Source organism: Brucella tritici, from assembly GCF_902825325.1.
Taxonomy (GTDB): domain Bacteria; phylum Pseudomonadota; class Alphaproteobacteria; order Rhizobiales; family Rhizobiaceae; genus Brucella.
In genome coordinates, this window is record NZ_CADEAR010000015.1 from 56,145 (window position 1) to 76,123 (window position 19,979).

Consider the following 19,979-nt stretch of genomic DNA (forward strand, 5'->3'; position numbering starts at 1 on the left):
TTCTCGTTTTCAAGCACTACAACCTGGCGGGCATGTAGATCTAGTCGATCTTCCTGGCGACCTGAATGAGGCAGTCTCCTGCTTCGCAATCGGTATGCAGGCGGCGCGAGATGACGATGCCGGACGTTTGGAAATGAAGGGCTTCCTCTGCTTCATTGATCCGCTGAAAATCGTGATACCAACCAGCCAGGTCGCCTGCTTGCACATCGGCGCCGATATCGACTGCCGGTTCGAACCAGCCGCGCCGCGTGGCATATATGGCTTGATCGTGTGCGTTCAGTTGCAGCAATTGCGTGCTTTCCGTCTTCCTTACAGTCGGAAGAAAAGTGCAATCGCAAAGACCTGTTGCCTGAAGCAGATTGTTGATTGCCAGCGCGGTTCCGGACATCGAATCCGGCGTGACCGTGCCACCGCCGCCAAACTCTCCGCTAACACCGATTGCGCCTGCACGCGTGGCTGCAGCCATGGATGTCGGTGCTTCAGCGCCGTTGCGGGCGATGAAGGCGAAGGGTAGCCCCATGGCTTTCAACAGTTCCTGGGCGCGGGCAAAGCGGACAGGATCGTCAATTTCCTCAATCAGGCCCGTCAGCAGATGCGCCATTGATGTCCCGCCCGAATGCAGATCGAAGATGACGTCATGTCGCGGAAAGAGATCATGTTCAAGAAAATGCGCCAGACGTTGTGTCGGCGAACCGGACGCATCGCCTGGAAAAGCGCGGTTGAGATTTCCATCGTCAAATGGCGAACGGCGGCGTGCAGCCATAACAGCTGGAACATTGGCGAACGGCAAAATCGTCAGTTCGCCGCGGATATCTTCGGGTTTTATCAGGCGGATCAGTCGCGACAGGCAAATTTCGCCCTCATATTCGTCGCCGTGATTGCCCGCCATTAGAAGGACACGCGGACCGTCTCCATTCTTGATGCGACAGATCGGAATTTTGATGTGGTAATAGGGTGAACGGTCGATCGAGAACGGCATTCCGAGATAATCGACAAACTTGCCGTTGCTGGAAAAATCGATCGAATGAAACAGTCCTGTGTGCATCTGTTTGCCTGTTGCCGGAGCCCGCGACTCCGCATCGTTGGAAATAACGTAATCGCCTAATGGCAATCTGCCTCGGGGCGAAAAAGAACCGGGTAGAAGATTTACCGGGCCGAAATAAAATCCGACCCGGTAGTCACATGGAAACTGTCCGCAATTACATGTTTGGCAGGTCCTGCTTTTCTTTGAAGAATTCTTCCTGCAGCTCGCCAAGCTTGCCACTAAGCTTGTTGTAGAAGATGAACGTATTCACCCAGTTGAGCAGGTTTTGCTCGCCTTGCTTGACGGCCACATGCGCGGGGGACTGGCGAATGAGGAAGACAAGATCCGTTGCCTTGTCGGGATTGTCTTCGCTTACTTTAACCGAAATGGCGCTGTTCTCGGCAAACATTTCCACTTGTCCGGCAAGGTAGGCAGCAATGGCGGCAGGTGTATCCTCGAAGCGCACCACCTTCACGTCGGGTGCATTATCCGTAAGCCAGACGTCAAGCGTGGACCCTTTCGCCACGGCAACCTGCTTGTCTGCGAGGTCGGCCACATTTTCAGTGCGGGCTGTTCCCTTGGCGCCGTAAACGCCAAGATTCACCGCAGCATATGGCTGGGAGAACATAACCTGCTGCGCACGCTCGGGCGTGGCGCCCGTTGCCGCGATCATGACGTCGATCTTGTCCGCCAAAAGGCTAGGAATCCGGCTTTGGCCGGTCAGCGGCACCAGTTCAAGATCGGCGTTGAGGTCCTTTGCCATCAATTCGGCAAGCGCGACGTCGAGACCCGTATCCTTGCCATCGGCTCCCTTGAACCCCCATGGGGCGGCGTCAAGAAGAACACCGATACGGATTTTTCCGCTGGATGTAATGTCTTCAAGCTTGTCAGCCATGGCAGATGGCACGACAGACATCAGTCCGGCCACCACGGTCGTAACGATTGAGATAGCGCGCAATTTCTTCATTTTTTTCTCCCATTTGTCGATTGTTCTTTTCGAACGATGCCGTTCAGGCACTCGCGCCGATAAAGCTTCGCAGTTCCGGTGTTTGCGGATTTTCAAAAAGGTCCCTGGGCGCTCCCTGCTCCCAGACACGCCCCTGATGCATGAAGACAAGCTTGGTTGCGACATTGCGGGCGAAACCCATCTCGTGGGTGACAAGCACCATCGTCATCCCCTGTCGTGCCATATCTTCCATGACTTTGAGCACTTCGCCGACGAGCTCGGGGTCTAGTGCGGATGTCACTTCATCGAACAGCATCAGTTGTGGTGACATGGCAAGACAGCGTGCAATTGCAGCACGCTGCTGTTGTCCACCGGACATTTGTTCGGGATAGGCGTCGATTTTATCCGCAAGCCCCACCCGTTGCAGTACGTCGAGAGCCAGCGCCCGGGCTGCCTTCCCATCGGTCTTGCCGGTCAGGACAGGCGCCAGAGTGACATTGCGTTCAATCGTCATATGCGGAAAAAGATTGAATGCCTGAAACACTATTCCAACCTTCTGCCGCATCTGGCGCAGATTGGGCATGTCGGTCGCCATGCGTTGCCCGTCAATGCGGATTTCGCCTTCATCGATATGTTCCAGCGCGTTGATGCATCGCAAGAGCGTACTTTTGCCGGAACCACTTTTGCCGATGATGGTGACGATTTCTCCCTGGGAAATATCGAGCGATATGCCTTTCAAGACCTCGAGCTCGCTGAATTTCTTGCGGACATCTCTGATTTCAACGAGCGCCATTAAGTCTGGCCTCCAATTTTCTGGACCATGAAGTGAGCGGAAAGCAGATGGCAAAATAAATTGCCGCCACGACCGAGTAGATGAGAAGGGGCTGGAAGGTTCCCGCACTTGCGATCTGTCCGGCTCTGGCCAGCTCGACAAAACCCACAACCGAAGCCAGTGACGTGTTTTTGATAAGCTGTACGAGGAAACCCACAGTCGCAGGCAGGGCGATACGAAAGGCTTGAGGTGCGATCACATAGCGGAATTGCTGCCAGCGCGTAATACCGAGGCAGGCGGCAGCCTCCCACTGTGCATGCTTGATAGCCTGTATGCCGCCGCGCCAGATATCGCCCAGAAATGCTGCCGTGTATATCGCATAAGCGATACCGACCGCCGCCAGGGCGGGTACATCAAATCCGAGGAAAACCGGGATGCCGAAATAGAAGAACATCAGCAATCCGAGAAGCGGAATTCCCTGTACGATTTCCAGAAAAGCGGTGGAGACGAAACGCGGAACAGAGGCCTTGCCCGTCCGCATGAGTGAAAGACCAAGTGCGAGCGGTCCGCCGAGTGCGAGTGCAACGGCAACGAGCGCCACCGTCCATTTCAGTGCTTCCAGCAACGCGAGGAGATCTTGAAGATTGAAGCTGCGCATTATGTTCCCCCTAACGTCTTACCGGCCAGCGAAAGAACAGGCTTCCAAGGATCGCGAAGATCATTTTGAAAGACAGCGACAGGGCCACATAGATGGCGCAGATGAGGGCATAGACTTCAAAGCTTCGATAGGTACGGCTATCGATGACACCGGCAACGTGAAAGAGTTCGTTTGCCGAAACCTGTGAGGCGATGGACGTTCCTAACAGCAGAAGGATGAACTGGCTGGTGATTGACGGGTAGATATTGCGAAGGGCAGGGGGCAGGATGACATGTTTCAGCACCTGAAATCTCGTCAGCCCCAGACACATACCAGCTTCGGTCTGGCTTGACGGAATGGAATCTATACCCGAACGAATGATCTCGGTCGCATAGGCTCCGAAATAAAGTCCAAGTGCAATGGAGGCTGCTGCGAGTGGATCAAGCTTCAGTCCGAAGTTAGGCAGGACGAAGAAGATGATGAATATCTGAATGAGAACAGGCGTGTTGCGGATGATCTCGATATAGCCGCGCAGGAGAAGTTTGACGGGGCGCGGCCCGCTTCGCATGAGAATAGCACCACATATGCCAATCAGCAGTCCGATGATCGCCGCGACAATCGCCAGAAAAAGCGTTGTATAGACGCCTTCGATCAGGGCGTCCTCATAACGCCAGATAGGGCGGAAATTCAGGCTAGGCATTGTGGGCCCGCCCCGACTGTTCTCCCTTCACGATGAAAGAAAGGGCTTGAACGCGATATCTGAAGCCTGATGTAGTGTGACCGACCGGATCTCGCTCGAAAATCTGCAGCTGGATTGCTATCAACTGATGTCCTCCAATCAATGATAACGTTACCATTTGTATTTTTGCCCTATAACATGCGATGGTAACGTTGTCATCAGTGTATTTGGAGAAGGCAGGTGAATGTCCGTGATCGGCGCGATACGGTGCGCAACGGTGTTGGTTCTCGGACCGAAGATCGCGAGAGCCAGGGCTTCTGTTTGATATGGCTGCCTATGCCAACGCCACTATCGCCGACCGGAAGCATTCTCGCATGGCGGTCTGCGGGGCGGCAGCGTGGAGAAACCAGCGATAGCCGAGCTGGTCGAGCGGTTGCGGGTCAAGTGCCGGGCAATCGAAGCACCTCAACTTGGTGCGGCTGCCGTCGATGCGAGTTCGCTGGCGGAGGTTTTTTAGAGCTTACAATTACACTAAGCCGTTTTAAGCACCGCGCTTTAAAACGCCGAAATTATTCGCACGCAAGTCAGGTCGTCACATGTTGGAACTAAGCACCTTGGCTGCCGTAGCAGGCCATTTTTCGGATAGCATTCTCCCATATCTGCGAAGTGGATTTTCAATAATCTGATATGAAAACTCCGACAATCCCAACGAAATCGCGATGACAAATAAAAGCCCGAGAATTTGATCGAACCTTTGGCCCTCACTAAGAATTAGGCCATCTTCAATCAGGAAGTGACGTACCAAAGCTATAACTGGCATATGTACCAAATATAAAGAATAGGATCTGCTTCCAATATATTCTGCAAAGCTTCTAAACGAAGATCTGCAGGTAAGCAGGTTCTGATTCCCGGCGGCGAGAAAGACTATTGAGCCAGCAACGATCGCGACTAGCCCCATATAATGAGGCATTATGGACGGTTGGGACACCGCGATTAATGCCACGATTGCCGTTCCCAATAGTGCTTGCCATGCCCGCCTGGGCACAGCGGACCTCAATATATTTATTTTTTCGGCGTAAAAATGGATGGTCAGAGCCACCGCTACTCCGTAAAGCAGGGCATCTGTTCTGATAAACCACAATAACTGTCCCCACGGCCGAATGGTACAGCTCTGCCAGATAGCTAAAGCGAGCAAAGGCAGAATAAGTATTCTACGATTGGGGGTGATAAGAATTAAGATAGGTATAAATATATAAAACTGTTCTTCCAGTGAAAGGCTCCAGTAATGCCAAATGGCTGTTGGTTTGCACGTGAGTGTTTCAAAATTAACGCAATAATATATGTAGAAATTCTGTACATTTATCAAAGAATAAAACCAATTGTTCAGAATTATACTTTGATAATTCCGATCTTCGGAACGTATGAATACAATTGCGACGATCATATAGCACGTTGACCAGAATATAGCTGCGGGCCATATTCGAAATATACGTCGCAGCCAGAATTTTGGCGCGTAGACGGAAAACCTCGTCCGCGAATCGATTGATCGCATCAAACCCGCCGTTATTAGAAATCCGGAAATACTAAAAAAAAGATCGACGCCTCCTCCAAGCCAAAATGTGGAAAGTGCGGGCTTCCAAGTTATAAATAGGCCATCCAAATGAGCTACAAAAGTGATCGCTATAGCGTAACCCCGCAGCGCTTCGATATCGCTGTTCTTCTGCAAAGAATCCCTGCCCCTATTTTATCTATTAGCTACGCTAGGTAATGGGGACTGTGCAGTCGGTCCAGATATTTTCTTGTTCTTGACTGGTGTTCAATGGGCATGGCTGATGTGTGCCCATTCTCGCAATCCGATCAATGTCGTGGCCTTAAGTTGAGTCAGTTTATCGGTGGCCTGCGTAGTTCCCAGCGACATGTCATATCTCGCGCAACTGGCGAAAGGCTCTATTCTCGGGTATAATTCATTCACGAGTATGCAGGCTGACAAGGTGCTCGCATTTATCGCAAGCTGATAGGGCAGAGCTACCAGAGATGATCTGCAATCTTCATGTTGTCAGAAGTATTTCTACCCTCGGCACTGACAGAATGTCTGTTAAATATTTCGACTGCCACCTCTTTTTCCGTGTTGTAACTCCCTCTGATCAAAACGGATGTTGAGGTAGGTGATTTGATGCCTTTATCAGCGGCGAAAATGCGGCCTGTCGGGTTGCACTTTCTGCCACCTCTTGGAAAACTCGCGTCGATGGTCGGCTGATTCTAGGCGGAGCTTCTTTGTTCTGCGCAATGGTTTGAGGGGCAGGCCAAGCATACCAGATACGATCACTGCGCCCACTCTGCTTCTCAAGAATGTTCATAGAATTATTGCTCCCAGAGCTCAATCTATGCAACAGAGTTGGCGGGAGTAGTGATTCTTAGTTGTAAGTGCAAACTCGATAAGATTGGTGCGGGGATGTTGGTAGACAAGTGTTTGCTAATAACGGGGGGAACCGGGTCATTCGGAAATGCGGTACTGGACCGCTTTCTTGACAGTGATCTAAGTGAAATCCGAATTTTTAGTCGTGATGAAAAAAAACAACACGACATGAGGCTTCGATACGCTAGTCCGAAGTTGAAGTTTTATTTGGGCGATGTTCGAGATTATAACAGTTTGGCAGGTGCGCTGCGTGGTGTGGACTATGTCTTCCATGCGGCCGCTCTCAAGCAGGTTCCATCCTGTGAGTTTTATCCGATGGAAGCTGTGCGTACAAATGTGTTGGGCACCGAGTGCATGATCAACGCTGCACAGGCCTGCAATGTTCGCCGCGTGGTCTGCCTTAGTACGGACAAAGCAGTTTATCCTGTAAGTGCGATGGGTATCTCCAAAGCGTTGATGGAGAAGGTCGCTAACGCCAAAGCGAGAGAGCTAGGCGGTTCGGGAACGACGATCTGCACAACGCGTTACGGGAACGTGATGGGATCGCGGGGTTCGGTTATTCCCCTTTTTATAGACCAGATCCGGCAGCGGATACCTCTGACGCTGACAGATCCGAGCATGACGCGTTTCATGATGACGCTTGAGGAAGCCGTTGAACTTGTCATGTTTGCGTTTACGAATGGTTCGAACGGGGACATATATGTGCAGAAGGCGCCAGCGGCGTCGTTGGCTACGCTGGCTCGAGCATTGTGCGAACTGTTAAATGTACCGAACTATCCCATCAAGATTATTGGAACGCGTCATGGCGAGAAACGTAGTGAAGCGCTTTTGAGCCGGGAAGAAATGGCCTTGGCAGAAGACCTTGGCGGCTACTATCGCATTCCACCTGATAACCGGGATTTGAATTACGCGAAGTTCTTCGAAGAGGGGCACTCGGAGATTACTCGGGCCGATGACTACAGCTCTGATAACACGGATCAACTTAGTGTTGAGGAAGCCAAATCACTTCTTCTGGAGTTGAGTGTGGTTCGCAAGGCCTTAAAAGGTGAGTTTCAAGCCGTGGATGATGCTGCATGACCAAGGTGCTTATTTTGGGCGCCAACGGTATGCTCGGCTATACACTTTTGCGTAGCCTGAGTCTGAGCGCAGGTTACAAAGTCCATGGCACGCTACGCGGTGATGCAAATATGTTGCCGGATGTGCATCCGGCAACTCTGCATGGGCATGTCAACGTTCTTGATAAAACAAGACTATTGGCTGCGCTCAATTCGATTAGGCCAGACGTTATCTTGAATTGCGTGGGACTGATCAAGCAGCGAGAGGCATCTTTGAATGTCGAAGAGACAGTCGCGATCAATGCCTTGTTGCCCCATCAGTTGGCAAGCTGGTGCGACGCTCATAGTGCGCGATTGGTTCATTTTTCGACTGATTGTGTATTCGCAGGTGACTCTGGGAACTATCGAGAAGCTGATCGTGCTGATGCGGATGATCTATATGGCCGGTCCAAACATCTTGGAGAGGTGAATTACGGCAGGCATTTGACTTTACGAACATCTCTGATCGGACATGAATTAGCCAATCATTTAAGTCTCGTAGACTGGTTCCTTCATACGAACTCGACTGTTTCGGGTTATGCGGGGGTAGTCTTTTCCGGATTTCCGACGATCGAAATCGCTCGTTTGATCGAACACTATGTCTTGCCACGTGATGAGTTGCAGGGCCTATATCATTTGAGTGCTGCGCCGATCGACAAGGACCGTCTGCTTCGTCTGATTGCGTCCGTATATGGCCATAAAGTTGATATCTCCCGCAGTATGCATCCTCGTCTGGACCGTTCCCTGAATTCAGATCGCATTCGCCACCTATTGAATTATCAACCTCCTGCTTGGGAGAAGCTGATCGCCGATATGCATTTCGACTACGTTCAGCATTACAAGCCTCTTCGCGAAGGCAAGAAGTGAAGGCGATGAAGAAGCTCAAGGTGATGACGATCCTCGGTACTAGACCAGAGATCATACGCCTCTCACGTGTTATTCCGCTGCTCGATGAATTCTGCGATCATAGAGTCGTGCATACCGGTCAGAATTATGACTATGAGTTGAATGACGTTTTCTTTCGACAGCTACAAGTTCGACGACCAGATCATTTTCTTGAGGCGGCTCGCGAAACACCAGCGGCGACGATCGGTCAAGTTATCACTGCGATTGATCCGTTGTTGGAAGCAGAGGCGCCGGAAGCCGTACTGATCCTAGGTGATACAAACAGCGCTCTGGCAGCTATTGCGGCGAAACGGAGAAAGATTCCGATTTTCCATATGGAGGCGGGCAATCGTAGTTTTGATCAGAGGGTCCCGGAGGAAATAAATCGCAAGATTGTCGATCACATCTCGGATGTTAACCTCACTTATAGCGATATAGCGCGCGAGTATCTTCTGCGCGAGGGGATGGCACCTGACCGCGTCATCAAGACAGGGAGTCCACTAGGTGAGGTACTCAGCTATTACCGCACACAGATAGAAGCTTCGACGGTCTTACAGGATATGGATGTGGAAGCGGGTGACTTTTATTTGGTCAGCGCGCATCGCGAGGAAAATGTCGACAACCCGCGCCAGTTGGCTCGATTAGCGGAAATTCTGAACCACTTGGCGCTTGAGCGCACAGTTATCGTTTCAACTCATCCGCGTACGCGCAAGCGTATCGATGAATTGCAACTCGAATTTTCGACCAATGTACGTCTATTAAAGCCCCTTGGCTTTTTGGACTATGTCTGGCTGCAGATAAATGCGAAGGCTGTTTTGTCTGACAGCGGCACCATTACCGAGGAAGCTTCTCTTCTCAATCTTCGGGCGCTCAACCTGCGTGAAGCGCATGAACGTCCGGAAGGCATGGAAGAAGGAGCCGTCATGATGGTCGGCCTTGTGCTGGAGCGGATTCTTCAGGGACTGGCCATTCTGGAACGTCAGCCCGCAGGAGAGACGCGATTGATGCGTCTGGTGACCGATTATAACGTAGACAATGTCTCGCAAAAGGTGCTGCGCATTCTGCTTAGCTATACCAGTTACGTGAATAGCTACGTCTGGCGAAAGGAGTGAGGGCATGCGCCTTCTCGTCCTCAGTCAATACTTCTGGCCCGAGAATTTTCGCATTAACGAACTTGTTGTGGAACTGGAGCGACGTGGGCATGACATCTGCGTTTTGACCGGGTGGCCGAACTATCCAGACGGCAAGATTTTTGCAGAATTCCAAAACTCGCCGGATCAATGGAGCAAAATTGGTAATACTGACATTGTCAGGGTACCTCTTGTGCCGCGAGGTTATAGGACTATCGGTCTCGTCGGCAATTATATCAGTTTTGCCTTGTCGGCGGCTACGCTGGGCGTCTGGAAACTGCGAGGACGGGTTTTCGATGCTGTTCTGGTCTTTCAGCCCTCGCCGGCAACCATTGGGTTGCCGAGTGTTGTGCTGCGGCGGCTGAAACGTGCGCCTGCCGTATTCTGGGTTCAGGATCTGTGGCCGGATACGTTGGCTGCAATTGGTGTTGTCCGATCTAGACGGCTTCTACGTTGGGCTGATTGTTTTCTTTCCTGGGTTTACAAACACACAGACCACGTACTCGCACAATCGCAAGCGTTTCTGCCCCGTCTGAAGCAACAGGTGCCGACACATGTTCCGGTAAGCTATCTACCAAATTGGGCGCCGTCCGGTGATGAAGCCGAATGTACGGACAAACGGGAAAAAAAATCCGTCTTTCACATTTATTATCTTGGCAATATTGGCGAAGCACAAGATTTTCCAACGGTGCTGGATGCAATCGCAACGCTGGCTCATCGCGACGATTTGCACTGGAATTTTGTCGGCGATGGCAGGTTGGCAGATTGGTTCGCAGCGCAATTGGAACAACGTTGTTTGACGCACAGAGTCAGTTTGCATGGTGCTTTTCCGCCAGAAGCGATGCCGCGCTTCCATCGTGCGGCGGATGCTCTTTTTGTTTCGCTGAAAGCAGAGCCACTGTTCGCGCTGACCGTACCGAGCAAAGTGCAATCATATCTGGCTGCCGGCGTGCCATTACTCGGAATGCTTGATGGCGAAGGTGCCCGTATCATTCAGGATTCCGGTGCAGGGATCACATCGCCTGCTGGTAACAGCGTTAAGCTAGCTGAAGCTGTCGTTGATCTGATCGAAATGCCACAAGAAAATCGCCTGCAAATGGCGGCGGCGGGGCCTGCTTATTATCGGCAGGAATTTGACTTTGTGCATATCGTGGATCGGCTAGAGCATATTCTCGAGGGGCTGGCTAAGCGCGGGAACTCTCAGCAGAGGTGTACTGATCGATGGCTGTAGAAAAGGACCTCAATTCCCCCCTCGCGTCTAAGACAACTTATAATAGCTTGAAAGAGCTAAGCTTCACCAAGTCGCGCGGCGCTACGGCTGCGAGCAAGGTCATTTTGCTGGTCAGTGGCATAGCAAATTCCTTATTATTACCATTGGTGCTGGAACAATCGGCAGTAGGAGTATTTTTTCAGGCGCAAGTCGCGATTGCTGCTCTATCCACTGTTGCTCAATTTGGCTTTACTTTTACCATTCCGCATTTTCTTTCTACATATATAGCTCAGAATAAATTGGCGGAAGCGCGTTTTTTTATCGTTTCCGTAACATTCGCTTCAATGCTCATTTCTGCGGTGCTGGCGAGTTTCTATTTCATTTTTCTCTTCTTTTTAAAGAATAGTTTTGGAATATTCGATAGTATGATTTGGATCTGTGTGATTATGATCGCATCTTTCAATGCTCAAACAATGATCTCATGTGAAATATTAAGAGCTTTGCGATCTTATGGTTTGGCAAATTATCTAATTACCTTGTCGAGTATTTTTATACCGGTATATATAGGCATTGTATTTATTTTCTCGGATAAATCCGAAATTCATTATGTTCTGTATTGCGGTCTTACCGGTTCATTCCTTGTCTTCCTCCTTTCCATTATGGAGCTGCATGGAAGAATTAAAAAACTCCCGCGAAAGAGATTTCATAATAAGAGGATCGTTGTTTTTACGAGAAAATCCATTCCCAATCTTCTCAGTTCTCTTGTTCTTTTTCTTGTATCTCAGGCAGATATACTTCTGCTTTCGCAATGGTATGGAGCAAAGGAAGTAGCTGTCTATGGCATTGCCACGCGTGTTTCAGGACTGTTGCTTTTTCCATTGGCGGTCGCGAATGCCGCCTTGGCACCCGTCGCAGTGGAATATAGAATTTCTCAGAGAAACGCTGAACTACGAAAGCTAGTTTCTTCAACGGCAAGAAACAGTACTTTTCTTGCGAGTTTGGCTTATTTTGCTTTCCTTTTGTTCGGATATTATCTGATCAGTTTCTGGAATGAGGCATATATAGAAGCATACTATCTGTTTGCCATTCTCGGATTTGCACAGGTCATACATGCAGCTTGTGGCGCAGCAGGCGTGTTGCTGATGACCGGCGGGCAACAAGTTCTGACCATGCGGATAACTTTGGTCGTTGGAGGATTTACCATCCTGTTGGCCATTTCTGGGTTGGAGTATTTTGGCGTAGCAGGCCTCGCGGCGGCCATGGCAATAGGCAATATTTTACAGGTGTCTCTTTTCGCGTTCCAGGCGAGACAGCATTTCAATCTTGATACCACCGTTTTTGGAATTCATCCCCGGCAATCCAGTCTGGCAGAGGTTTCTCCATCATGACAGGAAGATCTCAACGCTCTATTGTTGTGCTTGGGGGAACAGGGTTTTTGGGACGACTGTTCGCCGCTGATTTTTCATCGAATCCTGAATACGAGTTGCACTATCTGGTCCACCGGAATAAAGCCGACTGGCTTGCCGATACTTCTGTGAATGTGGTTGATCTTCGTGAAGGACACGCACTCTCCGCGCAGCGAAGGCTGCGAAACTGTGACGTTGTAATTAATATGTTGCGGCCCGATGGCAGTGGTTGGTGTCTGGATTTTATGAAAACTCTTCTGCCTGCCCTTTGCCAGGCAGGCATGCAACGCCTTGTTCATCTCAGTTCCATCGACGTTTATAACGGGAGCCATGCCTTGTTCATTGATGAGCAGAGCGTTCCCGTGCCGGATAGCGCTTACGCTCGGGAACACTGTGAGATTGAGGATTTGCTTCGTGCTTCTTCGATGGCTCTGTCTGTATTGCGATTAGGAGCCGTTTACGGCGAGGGTGGGCGCAACGTCATTTCATTTTTCAGTGAGGCTCAAGCAGCACCTTTATGGAAACTTGGTCTGAGAAGAGCGCTTTATGGGCGCCGCCGCATGCATCTAGTGAGTGTGGCATCCGTACTATCTGCTGTCAGATATGCACTGGTTCAAACAGGCGAGTATGACACACTGCTCGTCACGGATGACGACGATGAACGCAATAATTTTGCGTATATGCATGAAAGAATTCTTCGCTTCTGTGGCAGAAGGAATTTGAGCAGCCTGCCACAACTTCCCCCTTTCTGTTTAGAAATGGCACTGAAAGCGCGGGGGCAGTCTACAGTTTTGCCTATGCGACGCTTTTCCACTGAACTGCTGGAGCGGGCGGGCGTCAAGCGTCCTGATTTTGCTGCAGAACTTGATTTGTATCTTGAGAAACTGGCGTTTAGAGGCATTCAATGAGATTGCTGCTTACCTGTGTATCCTTGGATAGCGAACGTGGCGCGGGGACAGCCGAGAGAACCCGGCAATTAACGAAAGCATTAATAGCGGCGGGACACGAATGCTCTGTCGCAACGATTGAAGCTGGGTCGATAGCCGACGAATTGACGGCCGCTGACGCACGAATTTACATAACCGGATCGGCGCGGGTCAAATTCACAATACCATTTGTTTCTCCGTGGCGTCTGTGGAGTTTGGTGAATAGCGCTGAGATAGTTCATATTCTGGGGTACTGGAATCTTCTATCCGTCCTGACGGCCTTTATAGCCTTCCTGACGAGCAAGCCCTTTTTTATTTGCCCCGCTGGTGAACTGGCGTTGCTAAAAGAGGCACGTCCAGTGGCGAAACTTTTCCACCGGCTTTGGGGTTGGTTATTGCTTGGAAAAGCTACCAAAATTCTTACCATTACCGAGCTTGAGAAACAGCAATTCGTGGAAGATCTGTATCTACCAGCAGATCGCATTGTCGTTTTGCCAAATGGTGCCATTGCTGGCGCCGTCCGGTCAGCCAATATCCCACTCAGCGAAACGCCGAAAGGCTCTTATATCCTCTATGTAGGCAGGCTCGCACCTATCAAAGGACCTGATCTTCTCGTTGATGCATTCGGGATGTTGGCAAAACATTATCCTGACATAACTCTGATGCTGGCTGGTCCTGATCTGGGGCTCCAAGAGAGCCTCCAAGCTCGAACTGCGGAAATGGGGCTGACCCAGCGCATCCGGTTCCTGGGCTTTGTCAATGAAATGCAGCGCACGGAGCTTTATCGCGAGGCATTGTTTCTTGCTATTCCATCGCGCGCTGAAGCGATGTCACTTGTCGCCTTGGAAGCGGGTGCATCAGGTCTTCCAGTTGTCGCCACCGATCAATGTGGTCTGTCGGTGATCGAAGAAATTGATGCCGGCATTATTTGTGCTTGTGAAGTTAATTCGATTGCGCAGGCTCTGAAATCTATGCTGGAGAACGGCAAGCGTGGGCAACAGGGGCAGCGCTGGCATGAATATGTGCAGAGACACTATTCTTGGGATAAAATCGCAGACGATCTAGTTGCTATGGCGGGGCAGCTTAAATGACAATGCCAAAAGTAAGTATCGTGGTTCCGGTTTATAATTGTGAAAAATATCTTGCTGAGGCGATCACGAGTCTGCTCGAACAGACTTATAAGGAAGTGGAAGTCATAGTCGTTGATGATGGTTCGACCGATTGTTCCTATGAAATTGCTGCTACGTTTGCAGATCGGGTCCAACTTATCCGGCAAACAAATCAGGGGCAAAGCGTAGCTTTGAGGAATGGCTGGAACGCCGCATCCGGTTCGATTTTGTCATATTTGAGCGCCGACGATCGCCTGCTTCCAAACGCCGTGGAGCAGTGTGTGAATGTATTGCGCAATAGCCCCGGCTCCGTACTCGTGTATCCAGACTTTTACCTGCTTAACGCACAGGGCCAGACCACTCAATTGGTAACGCCACCGGATTATTCGGAATATGAGTTGTATGCTCGGTTGCATTGTCTGCCGGGACCGGGCGCTTTCTTTGTGCGTGCCGCGTATGAGCGAGTAGGGCCATGGCGAACTGATCTGAGACAAATGCCCGATTTGGAGTTCTTTCTCAGATTGGCGTCCATTGGCGGGTTTTTGCATCTGCCAAAGCCTTTGGCGTGTTTTCGTATTCATGACGAATCGGCAAGCTATCGGCCTGTCAGCGTTGCCCGCGCCGAAGAACCACTGGAGATTGTCGAAGGTAAACTCTCAGTCTTTTCTCAACCACACTTGGCAGGCTATCGCGGGGCTGCTTACGCAAATGCGATGCTTTTGTCTTCTATCGTTCATTCAAAATCGGGGCGGACATTCATGGCGTCAAGGCGATTGGTGAAAGCGGCCATTTCCAGACCGCAATCGATTTGGAGCAAGCGGGGCTTAGCTGCCTGTATTACGCTTGCGCGGACAGTGTTTTCTCGCTGTTGGGGGGAAACTTGACGAGCGCAAGTCTGACAACGGCGATGAAGCTGATGGCCAGAAAGAGTTCGACGCAATAGATAAAAAGGGTCCAAGGAAAACCCATTTGCACAAAAAGATAGGCCAAGGATACGCCCACGGCCGTTGTACAACCGATGTTCCGCGTCACTTTCGCACTGTAAACTTCTATTGCGTGGCCTAAGAGCATGATGACGAATACACATGTGGCAATGAGCGCCAAGTTGCCTGTGTACGAAGCGATGCCGATCGGTCCGGGCAAGGTAAGAAATACAAAGCCTTTTACATTTGCATAAAGGTCACCAGACATGTGCTGATAGATCCCTGAGGTACCCATTCCGGGATCTTCGCTTAACGCTGTTTTGAATAGCGGCATCCCGAGGGTTTCATATGAACCTGCGGTTGTCATAACGCCCTCTAAGCCGACCCAACGCATGATAAGAAGCGACTTTAGTTCATGCACGATAAACTGAATGCGCAAACTCATCGTTGGCCCAACTTCGGTTTCACTCGGAGGTGGGCTCGACTTTACAGGAGTGTTGGTCGGCGCTGCCGGAGACGACTCCATTGAGATACCGCTTTGGGAAGCAATATTCGCTGTGTGTGGCGCAATTGGTATTTCGGACGCGCTGGCCATTGGCTCATCTGCACTGCTCGCCTCGGAAGGAGGCGCTGTGCTCACTGGCGGCATAAAGTCAAAGCTGCGTTGCAAGCTGACGGCCGCGATCGAGAGGCCGAATAAGAGGCCACAGACAAATAATGCGACGAGTATCTGGAGACGGAATACGGCTTTGAGGCCGTCTCTGCTGACAACAACCAAAGTTGCTGCAAATAGATACAACAGAAACTGAACCCTGCTTCCCATCGTAAATGATGCCATGAAGCCGATGATGCCGGAAACATAAAAAAACAAAGGCGATGCGGCCTTGTTTGGATCTTGGAGCCATGACGTGAGCGTTAGCGCACCGATAAGCGCTCCCCAGGTAATGATAAAAGCCAACACCGGGTAGAGGGGAAACGGAAGGTCGATCTCCGATGGGTAGCCAATACGTAATACGTTCCAGCGAAGGTTGATGCCGTATATCAAAATTGCTGCAAACATAAGTGCTACCAGTAAAAGTCCGAGAACCGGCTGCGTTGTGGCGGGAACTGAGGATGAGGAAAGGGCTATGCATCTCGTAGATGGAGCAAATTGGCTGACGAAATTCGCCAGGAAAGCTCCAAGAAGGCCCGCTGATGCAAAACTGAGCGCCTTATCCCACTGCGTGGCACTGCCGTCGAATTGGCCTATTGGTTCGATGAGGTCTATCCCGAATGAATTCAGAGAAAGAAATTTGATAAAAAATCCCAACGAAAGAAACAAAGCAGTTGTCGATAAGAATATTGAAGGGCGCCAAGCCAGTGCTGTTATGCCGTATGTCGTCGCTATAACCCCAAATACCAGGAATGACAAAATACTGCCTTTATATAATGGCGCGCCCAAAGAGAATAAAATCAAAATGAAAATAGATGAGGGTACTAGCAATATATTGTATTTGATTTTTTTGAATTTTGTTGCTGCGCCTGACATGGCGAACTGCCCCTTTTAAAAACAAGCGCCCAAATACCGAAATCTCCTATCTGAAGCGTGGCCGATGCACAAGCCGATGTAGCATTACCAGTGAACGTCTGGAAAACTGAAGGCTATTAACATGAGAACCCATTGGTCACCCTATTCGTTATCCGAACGAGTTTTCCTTATCGCCGCATCTGATTTTTAAGTGCTAAGTTTTTGATTTGCTGGTGCCGCTTGCGTGACTCGAACACGCGACCCCATCATTACGAATGATGTGCCTGACATTATCGGGGCGTATCACAGGGTAACGCTCACTAACATCAAAGGCCCGGTAAATCCGGGCTTTTCCTGTTTATGATAGCACTTGATATTATCACATCATAACGTTACCTATCATATCAAATGCGTTACCCGGCTGTTACCCGAGGTTATTATGGCAAAGTCACTTACCGTCAAATTCATTGAGAGCGTAAAGCCTGAGGAAAGCCGTCGCGAGATACCAGACGGCGGCATGCCGGGGTTGTATTTGATCGTGCAGCCGTCAGGCGCGATGAGTTGGGCTGTGCGTTATAGATTCGCCGGAAAGCCACGAAAATTGACTGTGGGAGCGTATCCGACGTTTTCCCTTGCTGATGCCCGCAAGTCTGCTGGCGCTGCTCTGCGGGCTGTTTCTGAGGGAAGAGACCCGGGGCAGGAAAAGAAGATTGCAGCGGCAGAACGGGCGGACACGTCAAACGATATCGATAATGTTCTCGACGTATTCTTGAACCGGTATGTGAAGCCGAACAATCGAGCTAGCACCGCCAAGGAAACGGAACGCTTTATCGACAACGAAATCAAGCCGCGTTGGAAAGGTCGCCTTGTGCAGTCGATCACCAAGCGCGATGTGGTGACCCTGCTCGATGCCATTGTAGACCGTGGGGCGCCTATATCCGCTAACCGTGTTCATGCGATCCTGCGCCGGTTCTTCAATTGGTGTATGGAGCGGTCAATACTCGATGCCTCTCCGATCGCCACAGTGCCGGCGCCGAGTAAAGAAACCAGCCGTGACCGGGTTCTGTCAGACAGCGAGATAAAGCTTCTCTGGCAGGCGTGTGACGCCGTTGGATGGCCGTTCGGTCCGATGGTGCAAGTGTTGCTCCTGACCGTCCAGCGGCGTGAAGAGGTTGCAGGCGCATCGTGGAGAGAGTTTCAGCTCGTGGGCAAGGAGCCGCTCTGGGTTATTCCGAAGGAAAGAGCAAAGAACGCAACGGCTCATGCCGTCCCGCTTGCGCCGTCCGTGGTCGATCTGTTGAACAGCCTTCCGAAGGTCAAAAGCGATATCGGTTATCTGTTCACCACTACTGGCGAAAGCAGCGTGAGTGGCTTCTCGAAGGCAAAGGCGAAGATCGATGAAAAGATGCTCGAGATCGCACAGAAACAAGCCACAGAGCGCGGCGAGGGCCCGGAAGGGGTTTCCATCGCCGAATGGCGCTTCCACGATCTGAGGCGTACAGGCGCGTCGGGCATGGCCGCCCTGCGCCAGCCGGTGCAAGTGGTCGAGGCTGTTCTCAACCACAAGAGCGGCTCAATCAAAGGCGTGGCAGCCGTCTATAATCGGCACGACTATTTCGAGGAGAAACGACAGGCTCTCAACGCCTGGGCGAATAAGGTCAAGGCTATTGTTTCGGACACGGAGCAATCAAGCAATGTGGTATCAATCGCAGGATAGTCAATCTTCCCGATCATCTGCGAGAGGATTATCTGTGAAGTCGACATCGGCTCGGCGTTGCCGGTTGTTTTTACGTGGAATCTTTTGACGTTCCTCGGGAAACACAATCTTGGCAGTGGTCCCTAGTTCCTGAAGGTTCTCAAATTCTTCTTCGTCTAGATCGGAAATCGTTCGTTCCTGCGCGTCTTCAAATTCGACTTCACTCCAGCGTTCAAGAAGTTTTGTGATTTCTTGGTATGCATCTTCTGGTGCGTCATACACCTGCCCGGAGACCACGCCTTGAAGGGCTTTGCGTAGCTCTTCTTCGAGCATTCCTAATGAGTTGGCATCAAAGCCTTTCTCAAGGGAATGGATCATTTCGCGTATCTTATTGACCGTAATTTCAAAGCGCACCGGCTCCGGAAACTCCCGTTCTAGAATGCGCACGATTTCTGCATTGGTCGACCGCCCGTAGCTCTCAGCGTACGCCTTTATCCTATCGCGAAGCCCGGGAGGGAGGCGCAATTGAAACTGCTCTGAGTTGATCCTGTTGTCGGCCATGTTTCTCACCTCGATTCCAATACTGTATCCGTGGGATAGAAAAGTTCTTGCGTCAAGTGTATCCGTCGGATACGATAGAACAAGTTGGCAACATTTCCCATCACTAGCAAGCGAGAAACACGACGATGACAGATGGATATCTCACCTCACGGCAGGTCATGGACCGCTACAAGATTTCCGAAATGACGCTTTACCGCTGGCAGAAGGATGAGGGGCTAGGCTTTCCGAAGCCGATGAACATCCGTCGCCGCAACTTCTTCCGCGAGGATGAGATTGTTGCGTGGGAACGCCGGAAAGCTGCAGGTGTTGCATGAGCGCAATCCGCAAGCCCCAGCTTTTGGAAGCCCTGCGCTTTGATCCCAAGACGAACGCCGCCAATGACGTGCAAACGGGTGAGCGGAGGCAGTTTCAGGCTGTAAATAGTGTTCGTTTGCGATGGCCGGAAGGATCGAAGCTGCGTTATGACATGTTCGATGCGTGGCATGACATCGCGATGCAGATTATTCATCGTGAGCGGGCAACCCTTCGAATTATGGCCATCTCAAAGAAGGTTGTTCAGTGGTCGACTGGCTCAATTAGGATCAGCAACGAGGAAATGGCAGAGCGGGCTGGTTACTGCTCTCCAAAGACGATGAGCCGAGAAGTTCAGGTGTATACCGCTCTCGGCCAGCGGACCATCATCCAGCACAACAAGGCCTATTCTGAAATCATCCACCGGTGGCCGGATAAGATCGGTGAACTCATGGGCATCAATGACGCGGAGGCAGATGCGGCATGACATCTCACGTCATCGTGAACTTTGTCGCATTCGTGGAACAAGTATAAAGCGTTAAAAAAAAGCCCCGGCTGGAGGCCAGAACCGGGGCCTGCGCACCGATCGGGCGGGGTTAGCTTAATGCCGGTGCACAAGGTCGATTTAGCTCAAACAGAGTAAAAGAAAAGCAACGGTGTTAGGCGTCAAGCACCGTTGCGTTGGCGTCTCGCATTCTAGCATTTAGGATGATGATCATTTTACGCATGACGGCGACAAGTGCGACCTTTCCGGGCTTTCCTTGCTG

The 19,979-nt window shown here is 50.8% G+C and carries 19 protein-coding genes and 1 pseudogene; 11 read left to right on the forward strand and 9 right to left on the reverse strand.

All coding sequences use genetic code 11. The annotated features are described in order from the left end of the window. Nucleotides 1–40: 40 nt before the first annotated feature. The 6 genes from HWX93_RS18665 to HWX93_RS18690 form a co-directional block, all read right to left on the reverse strand. Nucleotides 41–1,045: a succinylglutamate desuccinylase/aspartoacylase domain-containing protein gene (locus HWX93_RS18665; protein WP_176038281.1), complete on the reverse strand. Its 1,005-nt coding sequence runs from the start codon at nucleotides 1,043–1,045 to the stop codon at nucleotides 41–43. Nucleotides 1,046–1,199: 154 nt separating this feature from the next. Next, nucleotides 1,200–1,991, reverse strand: coding sequence for a transporter substrate-binding domain-containing protein (locus HWX93_RS18670; RefSeq protein ID WP_176038282.1), 792 nt, complete (start codon nucleotides 1,989–1,991; stop codon nucleotides 1,200–1,202). A 43-nt stretch (nucleotides 1,992–2,034) separates the two neighbouring features. Next, nucleotides 2,035–2,763, reverse strand: a complete 729-nt coding sequence (locus HWX93_RS18675) for an amino acid ABC transporter ATP-binding protein (RefSeq protein ID WP_176038283.1) — start codon at nucleotides 2,761–2,763, stop codon at nucleotides 2,035–2,037. Then, a complete protein-coding gene (locus tag HWX93_RS18680; protein WP_176038284.1) occupies nucleotides 2,750–3,400 on the reverse strand; it encodes an amino acid ABC transporter permease in 651 nt (216 codons plus the stop codon). Before HWX93_RS18680 ends, HWX93_RS18675 begins: the two co-directional genes overlap by 14 nt. A gap of 10 nt (nucleotides 3,401–3,410) precedes the next feature. After that, nucleotides 3,411–4,079 (reverse strand): amino acid ABC transporter permease, encoded by a 669-nt coding sequence (locus HWX93_RS18685; RefSeq protein ID WP_176038285.1) that lies wholly within the window; start codon nucleotides 4,077–4,079, stop codon nucleotides 3,411–3,413. 571 nt (nucleotides 4,080–4,650) lie between these two features. Then, nucleotides 4,651–5,784 carry an acyltransferase family protein gene (locus HWX93_RS18690; RefSeq protein WP_176038286.1) on the reverse strand — a complete coding sequence of 378 codons (1,134 nt, stop codon included), beginning with the start codon at nucleotides 5,782–5,784 and terminating at the stop codon, nucleotides 4,651–4,653. 726 nt (nucleotides 5,785–6,510) lie between these two features. Here HWX93_RS18690 and HWX93_RS18695 point away from each other — a divergent pair. The 8 genes from HWX93_RS18695 to HWX93_RS18730 are packed head-to-tail and all read left to right on the forward strand — an operon-like array spanning nucleotide 6,511 to nucleotide 15,118. Beyond that, a complete protein-coding gene (locus HWX93_RS18695; protein WP_176038287.1) occupies nucleotides 6,511–7,551 on the forward strand; it encodes a polysaccharide biosynthesis protein in 1,041 nt (346 codons plus the stop codon). Continuing rightward, nucleotides 7,548–8,435 (forward strand): dTDP-4-dehydrorhamnose reductase family protein, encoded by an 888-nt coding sequence (locus tag HWX93_RS18700; protein ID WP_176038288.1) that lies wholly within the window; start codon nucleotides 7,548–7,550, stop codon nucleotides 8,433–8,435. The genes HWX93_RS18695 and HWX93_RS18700 overlap by 4 nt, the downstream gene beginning before the upstream one ends. 5 nt (nucleotides 8,436–8,440) lie before the next feature. Next, the gene (gene wecB, locus HWX93_RS18705) at nucleotides 8,441–9,565 is read left to right on the forward strand and encodes a non-hydrolyzing UDP-N-acetylglucosamine 2-epimerase (protein ID WP_176038289.1); all 1,125 of its coding nucleotides are present in this window, start codon (nucleotides 8,441–8,443) and stop codon (nucleotides 9,563–9,565) included. 4 nt (nucleotides 9,566–9,569) lie between these two features. Further along, on the forward strand, nucleotides 9,570–10,814 hold the full coding sequence (locus HWX93_RS18710; RefSeq protein WP_176038290.1) for a glycosyltransferase family 4 protein: 1,245 nt from the start codon (nucleotides 9,570–9,572) through the stop codon (nucleotides 10,812–10,814). Beyond that, nucleotides 10,805–12,181 carry a lipopolysaccharide biosynthesis protein gene (locus tag HWX93_RS18715; RefSeq protein ID WP_176038291.1) on the forward strand — a complete coding sequence of 459 codons (1,377 nt, stop codon included), beginning with the start codon at nucleotides 10,805–10,807 and terminating at the stop codon, nucleotides 12,179–12,181. The genes HWX93_RS18710 and HWX93_RS18715 overlap by 10 nt, the downstream gene beginning before the upstream one ends. Then, entirely contained in the window at nucleotides 12,178–13,107 is a 930-nt protein-coding gene (locus HWX93_RS18720) for an NAD-dependent epimerase/dehydratase family protein (RefSeq protein ID WP_176038292.1), read from the forward strand. Before HWX93_RS18715 ends, HWX93_RS18720 begins: the two co-directional genes overlap by 4 nt. Next, complete coding sequence (locus tag HWX93_RS18725; protein ID WP_176038293.1) at nucleotides 13,104–14,216, forward strand: glycosyltransferase; 1,113 nt, start codon at nucleotides 13,104–13,106, stop codon at nucleotides 14,214–14,216. Before HWX93_RS18720 ends, HWX93_RS18725 begins: the two co-directional genes overlap by 4 nt. Beyond that, nucleotides 14,213–15,118 (forward strand): glycosyltransferase, encoded by a 906-nt coding sequence (locus HWX93_RS18730; protein WP_176038294.1) that lies wholly within the window; start codon nucleotides 14,213–14,215, stop codon nucleotides 15,116–15,118. Before HWX93_RS18725 ends, HWX93_RS18730 begins: the two co-directional genes overlap by 4 nt. On the opposite strand, the gene HWX93_RS18735 is transcribed toward HWX93_RS18730, so the two are convergent. Beyond that, nucleotides 15,072–16,685 (reverse strand): hypothetical protein, encoded by a 1,614-nt coding sequence (locus HWX93_RS18735; protein WP_176038295.1) that lies wholly within the window; start codon nucleotides 16,683–16,685, stop codon nucleotides 15,072–15,074. The two genes, HWX93_RS18730 and HWX93_RS18735, sit on opposite strands and share 47 nt — an antisense overlap. 418 nt (nucleotides 16,686–17,103) lie before the next feature. On the opposite strand from HWX93_RS18735, the gene HWX93_RS18740 reads away from it, so the two are divergent. After that, nucleotides 17,104–18,381 carry a tyrosine-type recombinase/integrase gene (locus HWX93_RS18740; RefSeq protein WP_176038296.1) on the forward strand — a complete coding sequence of 426 codons (1,278 nt, stop codon included), beginning with the start codon at nucleotides 17,104–17,106 and terminating at the stop codon, nucleotides 18,379–18,381. On the opposite strand, the gene HWX93_RS18745 is transcribed toward HWX93_RS18740, so the two are convergent. Further along, nucleotides 18,382–18,921: an Arc family DNA-binding protein gene (locus tag HWX93_RS18745; protein WP_176038297.1), complete on the reverse strand. Its 540-nt coding sequence runs from the start codon at nucleotides 18,919–18,921 to the stop codon at nucleotides 18,382–18,384. It abuts the gene before it with no gap. 125 nt (nucleotides 18,922–19,046) lie between these two features. Here HWX93_RS18745 and HWX93_RS18750 point away from each other — a divergent pair, with 125 nt between their 5' ends. Further along, on the forward strand, nucleotides 19,047–19,235 hold the full coding sequence (locus HWX93_RS18750) for a helix-turn-helix transcriptional regulator (RefSeq protein ID WP_176038298.1): 189 nt from the start codon (nucleotides 19,047–19,049) through the stop codon (nucleotides 19,233–19,235). After that, entirely contained in the window at nucleotides 19,232–19,699 is a 468-nt protein-coding gene (locus HWX93_RS18755; RefSeq protein ID WP_176038299.1) for a hypothetical protein, read from the forward strand. The genes HWX93_RS18750 and HWX93_RS18755 overlap by 4 nt, the downstream gene beginning before the upstream one ends. A gap of 172 nt (nucleotides 19,700–19,871) precedes the next feature. Here the strand turns inward: HWX93_RS18755 and HWX93_RS18760 are convergent. After that, nucleotides 19,872–19,979, reverse strand: a pseudogene (locus HWX93_RS18760) (IS110 family transposase); the annotation flags it as partial.